This is a genomic window from Enterobacter sp. K16B, from assembly GCF_020216105.1.
In the GTDB taxonomy this organism is placed as follows: Bacteria; Pseudomonadota; Gammaproteobacteria; order Enterobacterales; family Enterobacteriaceae; genus Enterobacter; species Enterobacter sichuanensis.
This window is the reverse complement of the sequence record NZ_JAIWJZ010000164.1, coordinates 1-7,508: the sequence shown is the minus strand read 5'-3', so window position 1 is coordinate 7,508 and position 7,508 is coordinate 1. Positions and strand designations below refer to the sequence as shown.

Sequence of the window (7,508 nt, the reverse complement as noted above, 5' to 3'; positions counted from 1 at the left end):
CTTCGGGTTATGAGCCCGACGAGCTACCAGGCTGCTCCACCCCGCGTCCGTGGATGCGCACTATACTCGGATAGGTTTGTGATGCAACCCCTTTTTTACATAAATCATTAACTTTGTATGTAAATTGAACGGTGTTGCGACATTTGGACTATTTTTTGCTCAGAATTTGCCAAAGGGCATGCGATCGCATTTCATTAGCCCTGGCGGTTTGTTATCTTCATCACGCGGAAATGGGCAACTTAAAGACGAGATATAATGAAAGGACGTTGGGCGAAGTATCTGATGACGGGCGCAATGGTAGCCATTCTTGCCGCCTGCTCTTCTAAACCGACCGATCGCGGTCAACAGTATAAAGACGGGAAGTTATCCCAGCCTTTCTCGTTAGTTAATCAACCTGATGCCGTTGGCGCACCGATTAACGCCGGCGATTTTTCTGAGCAGGTTTACCAGATCCGCAACGCGTCGCCGCGTCTGTATGGCGCCCAGAGCAGCGTGTATAACGCGGTCCAGGACTGGCTGCGTGCAGGTGGTGATACACGCAATATGCGCCAGTTTGGTATCGATGCCTGGCAGATGGAAGGGGCGGATAACTACGGCAACGTCCAGTTCACCGGGTATTACACGCCTGTGATTCAGGCGCGACACACGCGCCAGGGTGAGTTCCAGTATCCTATTTATCGTATGCCGCCAAAACGAGGACGTCTGCCGTCGCGCGCTGAGATTTACGCCGGTGCGCTGAGCGAAAACTACGTTCTGGCCTATAGCAACTCCCTGATGGACAACTTCATCATGGACGTTCAGGGCAGCGGCTATATTGATTTTGGCGATGGTTCGCCGCTTAACTTCTTCAGCTATTCCGGCAAAAACGGCCACGCCTATCGCAGTATCGGTAAGGTGCTGATCGACCGCGGCGAAGTGAAGAAAGAAGACATGTCGATGCAGGCGATCCGCGAGTGGGGCGAAAAACACAGTGAAGCCGAAGTGCGTGAGCTGCTGGAGCAGAACCCGTCGTTTGTCTTCTTCAAACCGCAGAACTTTGCTCCGGTGAAAGGGGCGAGCGCCGTCCCGCTGATTGGCCGGGCGTCGGTGGCATCGGATCGTTCTATTATTCCTGCGGGCACCACGCTGCTGGCGGAAGTCCCGCTGCTGGACAACAATGGCAAATTCAACGGGCAGTATGAGCTGCGTCTGATGGTAGCGCTGGATGTCGGCGGGGCGATTAAAGGCCAGCACTTCGATATCTATCAGGGCATTGGCCCGGATGCCGGCCACCGTGCAGGCTGGTATAACCATTACGGGCGCGTATGGGTACTGAAGGCCGCACCTGGCGCCGGAAACGTATTCAGCGGCTGATTGTGGTATTCTGAGCGGAATACGGATTACTGTTCAGGGTGAGGAAAAACCTCACCCTTTTTACATCTGAGGTTTTATGTCTGTGGTAATCAGCGATGCCTGGCGCCAGCGTTTTGGCGGTACGGCACGTCTCTATGGTGAAAAAGCCCTGCAGCTGTTTGCGGATGCGCACGTCTGCGTCGTGGGCATTGGTGGTGTGGGCTCGTGGGCAGCAGAAGCGCTGGCGAGAACCGGTATTGGCGCAATCACGCTGATTGATATGGATGACGTATGCGTTACCAACACCAACCGTCAAATCCATGCCCTGCGTGATAGCGTCGGTCTGGCAAAATCGGAGGTCATGGCAGAACGTATCCGCCTGATCAACCCGGAATGTCGGGTAACGGTGATTGATGATTTTGTGACGGCAGATAACGTCGCTGAATACATGAGTAAAGGCTACAGCTATGTGATTGACGCCATCGACAGCGTGCGTCCAAAAGCGGCGCTGATCGCCTACTGTCGTCGTTACAAGGTTCCCCTGGTGACGACCGGCGGCGCGGGCGGGCAAATCGATCCGACGCAGATTCAGGTGGCCGATCTGGCGAAAACCATTCAGGATCCGCTGGCCGCCAAATTGCGTGAACGGCTGAAGAGCGACTTCAACGTGGTGAAGAACAGCAAGGGCAAGCTGGGCGTTGACTGCGTATTTTCGACGGAAGCGCTGGTTTACCCGCAGGCGGACGGCTCAGTCTGCGCGATGAAAAGCACGGCGGAAGGGCCAAAACGGATGGATTGCGCCTCAGGTTTTGGCGCGGCCACCATGGTGACCGCCTCCTTTGGCTTTGTGGCGGTGTCTCACGCCCTGAAGAAGATGATGGCGAAGGCGGAACGTCAGGCCTGAACCTGACGCGCGGCATCCTGCACGGCTTCGCTCAGCGCGATAAGACCCTGACCGCGCGAGGCGCTAAGCTGTGCTCGCAGTCCCAGTTCATCAAAGAGCGCCAGCGGAGAGTGCGTCAACAGCTCCGCCGCGCTTTTTCCCTCGATGGCGGTTAACAGTACCGCCAGCAGCCCGCGTACGATACGTCCTTCGCTGTCGCCAAAGAAATGCAGCTTCCCGCTGGAGACGCTCACGCCCAGCCAGACGCGATTCTCACAGCCTGCGATCTCTTTTGCCTGCTCTTTCAGGTCGTCAGAGAGGGTCGGTAATTGCTTACCGAGCAGGATCAGCTGGCGATATTTATCCTCCCACTGTGAAAGCGGGGCGAAGGTCTGCTTTAACGTCTCTTCTGTGATGACGGTGCCAAACGGATGTCCGGCTAAATCTGCGCGAGTCATTAATCCACCAGTATTTCAAGGGCGCGGTCGACGGCGGCAACCAGCGCGTCGACGTCGCTTTGCGTATTATACGGCGCAAACGAGGCGCGCAGCGTACCGCTTACGCCAAGCGCCGCCAGAAGCGGCTGGGCGCAGTGCTGCCCGGCACGCAGGGCAATGCCATACCCGGCCAGCAGCGTCACCATGTCGCTATGGTGTACGCCCGCGAAATCAAAGGCGAGCAGGCTCGAGTCCTGCACGCGGAACGAGCGGAAACCCGGGCGCTTTTTGAGTTCTTCCTCTGCCAGCGTCGCCAGTCCCCGGCTCCAGCTTTCAGCCTGAACAATGTCGGTTTCAGCGAGCCACTCGAGTGCGGCGCTCAGGCCAATGACGCCCGCCACGTTTGGTGTACCCGCTTCCAGGCGGTAAGGGACCTCCTGCGTGTTAAAGCCCTCGAAGGTCACTTCCGTAATCATCTTGCCGCCACCGAGCCACGGCGTCATTTTTGCCAGCAGCTCTGGCTTACCGTACAACACCCCTATACCGGTTGGCCCGTAGAGCTTATGTCCTGAGAAGGCATAGAAGTCGATATCCAGCGCCTGCACATCGGCGGGGAAATGCACCACGCCCTGCGCGCCGTCGACCATCACGACCATGCCGCTGGCATGCGCGATGCGAATCGCCTGCGCCAGGTCAGGGCATCCGCCGGTGACGTTTGACATCTGTCCAAGCGCCAGAATGCGGCTGCGGGGAGTGATAAACTCAGCCAGGCGTGCCACGTCGGGCAGAAGATCTGAACCCAGCGGGAGTTTTACCACGCGTGCACCCGTTTGACCGGCGACCATCAGCCACGGTACCAGGTTGGCGTGATGCTCCGCCTCACTGACGATAATCTCATCGCCCGGCTGAAGCAGCGGGCGCGCGTAGCACTGGGCCACCATATTGATGGCTTCGGTTGTGCCGCGCGTCCAGACGATGTTTTTCCCGCTTTCGGCATTAATCAGGTGTGCGACCTGATCGCGCGCGGCTTCATAGCGCGCGGTTAACCGCTGCGCTTCGGCAAACTGGCTGCGATGCACATTGCCGGCACTCAGGCTGTAGAACTGCTGCGTCGCCTCAATCACCGCTTGTGGCTTAAGGGCGGTGGCGGCGCTATCTAGATAAATACCAGCATCGGCCAGCGCCGGGAACTGGGCGCGGAACTGCGCAGGGCTGAAAGCGTTCATGGGATTCCTCATTTCAATACTGCGATCGTCGCGCAATTTCTGCGGCAGGGCAAGGAGGTTGATATCTATCAGAATTGTCTGCTTATCCGGATGGCCCTCAAAAAGCAGGTTATGCTAAATAGTGTTAGGCGGATGTTTTAGCCTGTTATAAATCGAGGTTTGAATAGCATTAATTGCTAAAGGAGAATAATCATGAATAAGACAGCTGCAATCATCTCTGCCTGTGCGTTTACTTTTGCCCTGAGCGCCTGTTCCGGTAATAACTACGTGATGCACACCAATGATGGTCGTTCCATTGTTTCGGAAGGGAAACCGACAACCGATAACGATACCGGGATGATTTCATACAAAGATGCTAACGGGAACAAGCAGCAGATCAACCGCACGGACGTGAAAGAGATGAAAGAGATCGAGCATTAACCGATCGCAGGCGAAAAAAAAGCACCGCAAGTTGGCGGTGCTACATTAATCACTATGGACAGACAGGGTAAATGTACAGGAAGTGAAAAATTGGTAGCGTTGCTACCGTGGTCTGAATCGCAGACCAATTGCAAACACAACAACACAACATCACAACCGTAAGCCAAAAGCCCTTCAGAACACGCATTCCGAAAAAAGCTCTTCGTTCCGGCTCAGGAAGTGCCGCCACTATAGGTATTTGCTGGTAGTTCCTCAACGGACAAATTATAATGGCTCAGATAAAAAAAACTAATAGGTTAAACGTTGTTTCCTGTTTGTTAAAATCCGTTAACATCTAAGCCAGATAACCATGTCAAAGCGATTGCCACCCCTCAATGCATTACGTGTTTTTGATGCAGCAGCACGTCACCTGAGCTTCACCCGCGCAGCAGATGAGCTTTTTGTGACACAGGCCGCAGTAAGTCACCAAATCAAGTCTCTGGAGGATTTTCTGGGCCTTAAGCTGTTTCGTCGACGCAACCGTTCGCTGCTGTTGACCGAAGAGGGGCAGAGCTATTTTCAGGATATTAAAGAGATTTTTTCCCAGCTTACGGAAGCCACGCGTAAGCTTCAGGCGCGTAGTGCAAAAGGTGCCCTGACTGTCAGTTTATTGCCCAGTTTTGCCATTCAATGGTTGGTGCCCAGACTCTCAAGCTTTAACTCAGCTTATCCGGGGATCGACGTTCGAATCCAGGCGGTAGATCGTCAGGAAGACAAACTGGCCGATGATGTAGACGTTGCCATTTTTTATGGGCGCGGTAACTGGCCGGGCTTGCGTGTCGAGAAATTATACGCAGAATATCTCCTGCCGGTCTGTTCTCCCTTGCTGTTAACGGGCGACAAGGCGCTGAAGTCACCCGCTGACCTGGCTCAGCATACGCTTTTGCACGATGCTTCTCGCCGGGACTGGCAAACTTATACCCGTCAATTAGGTCTTACTCATATAAACGTGCAGCAGGGACCCATTTTTAGCCACAGCGCGATGGTGTTACAGGCTGCCATTCACGGGCAGGGCGTGGCGTTAGCGAACAACGTCATGGCGCAGTCCGAAATTGAGGCAGGCCGCCTGGTTTGTCCTTTTAATGATGTACTGGTCAGCAAGAATGCGTTTTATCTGGTTTGTCATGACAGTCAGGCAGAACTGGGTAAAATAGCCGCCTTCCGGCAGTGGATACTGGCGAAAGCGGCAAGTGAGCAAGAAAAATTCCGCTTCAGGTATGAACAATAACGTTTGTGTGCCGGGCACGCATCAATTCAGGACTTAAACATGACCAGCCGATTCATGCTGATTTTTGCCGCGGTGAGTGGCTTTATTTTTGTTGCACTGGGCGCTTTTGGCGCACACGTATTAAGCAAGTCGTTGGGCGCAGTGGAGATGGGCTGGATCCAGACCGGCCTTGAATATCAGGCGTTCCATACGCTGGCGATTTTTGGGCTGGCGGTGGCGATGCAGCGCCGTATCAGCATCTGGTTTTACTGGAGCAGCGTCTTCCTGGCGCTGGGTACGGTGCTTTTCAGCGGCAGCCTTTACTGTCTGGCACTTTCGCATTTACGCCTGTGGGCGTTTGTTACACCTGTCGGCGGCGTCAGCTTCCTGGCGGGGTGGGTATTAATGTTTATCGGAGCTATCCGTCTGAAACGCAAGGGCGTTGTTCATGAATAAGGTTGTTTTATATTGTCGCCCGGGGTTTGAGAAAGAGTGCGCCGCGGAAATTACCGATAAAGCGGCGAAGCGCGACGTCTTCGGCTTTGCCCGCGTGAAAGAGAACGCGGGGTATGTGGTATTCGAATGCTATCAGCCTGAAGATGCCGATAAGCTGGCGCGCGAGCTGCCGTTCAGCTCATTGATCTTCGCTCGCCAGATGTTTGTTGCGGGTGAGTTGCTCAAAGATCTTCCGCCGGAAGACCGCATCACGCCGATTGTCGGCATGCTGCAGGGCGTGGTGGAGAAGGGGGGCGAGCTGCGCGTTGAAGTCGCGGATACCAACGAAAGCAAAGAGCTGATGAAGTTCTGCCGCAAATTTACCGTGCCGCTGCGCGCGGCACTGCGCGATGCGGGTGTGCTGACGAACTACGAAACGCCGAAGCGCCCGGTGGTGCATATCTTCTTTATTGCGCCGGGCTGCTGCTATACAGGTTACTCCTACACCAACAATAACTCCCCGTTCTTTATGGGGATCCCGCGCCTTAAGTTCCCTGCCGATGCGCCAAGCCGATCCACCCTGAAACTGGAAGAGGCGTTCCATGTCTTTATTCCGGCGGATGAGTGGGATGAGCGTCTGGCAAACGGTATGTACGCCGTCGATCTTGGCGCATGCCCGGGTGGCTGGACCTATCAGCTGGTGAAACGCAATATGTGGGTCTCTTCTGTCGATAACGGCCCGATGGCGCAAAGCCTGATGGATACCGGACAGGTTACCTGGCTGCGTGAAGACGGCTTCCGCTATCGCCCGACCCGTAACAACATCTCCTGGATGGTGTGCGACATGGTTGAGAAACCAGCAAAAGTGGCCGCGCTGATGGCCTCCTGGCTGGTGAACGGCTGGTGTCGCGAGACGATTTTCAACCTCAAGTTGCCGATGAAAAAGCGCTACGAAGAGGTGTCGCAAAACCTGGCCTATATCCAGGAACAGCTGGATGAACACGGCATTAACGTGGAAATCCAGGCGCGTCAGCTGTATCACGACCGTGAAGAGGTGACGGTGCATATTCGTCGCTGGTGGGCGGCTGTGGGCGGGCGTCGCGACGAGCGGTAGTTCCCCCTCACCCCGGCCCTCTCCCCAAAGGGGCGAGGGAGAAAAGACAGCACCGAGCGATCCCCTCTCCCCTATGGGGAGAGGGTTAGGGTGAGGGGGCGTTAACGCTCTAACCTCAACTGCTGCAAATTCCCGTCCAGCTGCAAATCCGTCTGTAGCGTTGCCACCTCCCGGCAGATAAACGCCATCTCTTTGTGCGCTTCCAGCTTCTTGCGCCATTTTTCCGGGACCTCATCCAGCCGGCCGTATATCCCCTCCAGACTCTGAAAATCCGTCAGCAGTTGGGCGGCACTTTTGGGGCCAATACCGGCAACGCCTGGCACCTTAGAACTGCTGATCCCTGCCAGACCCCAGTAGTCAGGCAACTGTTCTGGCGAGACGCCAAATTCACCGGCAATAAACGGGGCGTCGAGCC

The 7,508-nt window shown here is 55.4% G+C and carries 9 protein-coding genes; 6 read left to right on the top strand and 3 right to left on the bottom strand.

Annotated features, from left to right (window positions below; translation table 11 throughout):
• Nucleotides 1-255: 255 nt before the first annotated feature.
• Together mltA and tcdA are read left to right on the top strand one after the other, a co-directional pair.
• The gene (mltA, locus tag LDK53_RS21885) at nt 256-1,353 is read left to right on the top strand and encodes a murein transglycosylase A (protein ID WP_047959387.1); all 1,098 of its coding nucleotides are present in this window, start codon (nt 256-258) and stop codon (nt 1,351-1,353) included.
• Between the two features lie 76 nt (nt 1,354-1,429).
• Nucleotides 1,430-2,236 (top strand): tRNA cyclic N6-threonylcarbamoyladenosine(37) synthase TcdA, encoded by an 807-nt coding sequence (gene tcdA / locus LDK53_RS21880; RefSeq protein WP_008499651.1) that lies wholly within the window; start codon nt 1,430-1,432, stop codon nt 2,234-2,236.
• On the opposite strand, the gene csdE is transcribed toward tcdA, so the two are convergent.
• A complete protein-coding gene (csdE, locus tag LDK53_RS21875) occupies nt 2,227-2,673 on the bottom strand; it encodes a cysteine desulfurase sulfur acceptor subunit CsdE (RefSeq protein ID WP_225288061.1) in 447 nt (148 codons plus the stop codon). The genes tcdA and csdE overlap by 10 nt on opposite strands.
• Nucleotides 2,673-3,878 carry a cysteine desulfurase CsdA gene (gene csdA / locus LDK53_RS21870; RefSeq protein WP_045286496.1) on the bottom strand — a complete coding sequence of 402 codons (1,206 nt, stop codon included), beginning with the start codon at nt 3,876-3,878 and terminating at the stop codon, nt 2,673-2,675. Before csdA ends, csdE begins: the two co-directional genes overlap by 1 nt.
• Nucleotides 3,879-4,070: 192 nt before the next feature.
• On the opposite strand from csdA, the gene LDK53_RS21865 reads away from it, so the two are divergent.
• The 4 genes from LDK53_RS21865 (at nt 4,071) to rlmM (ending at nt 7,093) form a co-directional block, all read left to right on the top strand.
• Nucleotides 4,071-4,298, top strand: a complete 228-nt coding sequence (locus LDK53_RS21865; protein WP_008499648.1) for a YgdI/YgdR family lipoprotein — start codon at nt 4,071-4,073, stop codon at nt 4,296-4,298.
• Between the two features lie 349 nt (nt 4,299-4,647).
• Nucleotides 4,648-5,565, top strand: a complete 918-nt coding sequence (gcvA, locus tag LDK53_RS21860; RefSeq protein ID WP_008499647.1) for a glycine cleavage system transcriptional regulator GcvA — start codon at nt 4,648-4,650, stop codon at nt 5,563-5,565.
• A 39-nt stretch (nt 5,566-5,604) separates the two neighbouring features.
• Nucleotides 5,605-6,000: a DUF423 domain-containing protein gene (locus LDK53_RS21855; protein ID WP_008499646.1), complete on the top strand. Its 396-nt coding sequence runs from the start codon at nt 5,605-5,607 to the stop codon at nt 5,998-6,000.
• Nucleotides 5,993-7,093, top strand: a complete 1,101-nt coding sequence (gene rlmM / locus LDK53_RS21850; protein WP_025757041.1) for a 23S rRNA (cytidine(2498)-2'-O)-methyltransferase RlmM — start codon at nt 5,993-5,995, stop codon at nt 7,091-7,093. The genes LDK53_RS21855 and rlmM overlap by 8 nt, the downstream gene beginning before the upstream one ends.
• A 101-nt stretch (nt 7,094-7,194) precedes the next feature.
• On the opposite strand, the gene LDK53_RS21845 is transcribed toward rlmM, so the two are convergent.
• Nucleotides 7,195-7,508, bottom strand: a 314-nt coding sequence (locus tag LDK53_RS21845) for a 5'-3' exonuclease H3TH domain-containing protein (protein ID WP_318527758.1), incomplete at its 5' end; no start/stop codon positions are given.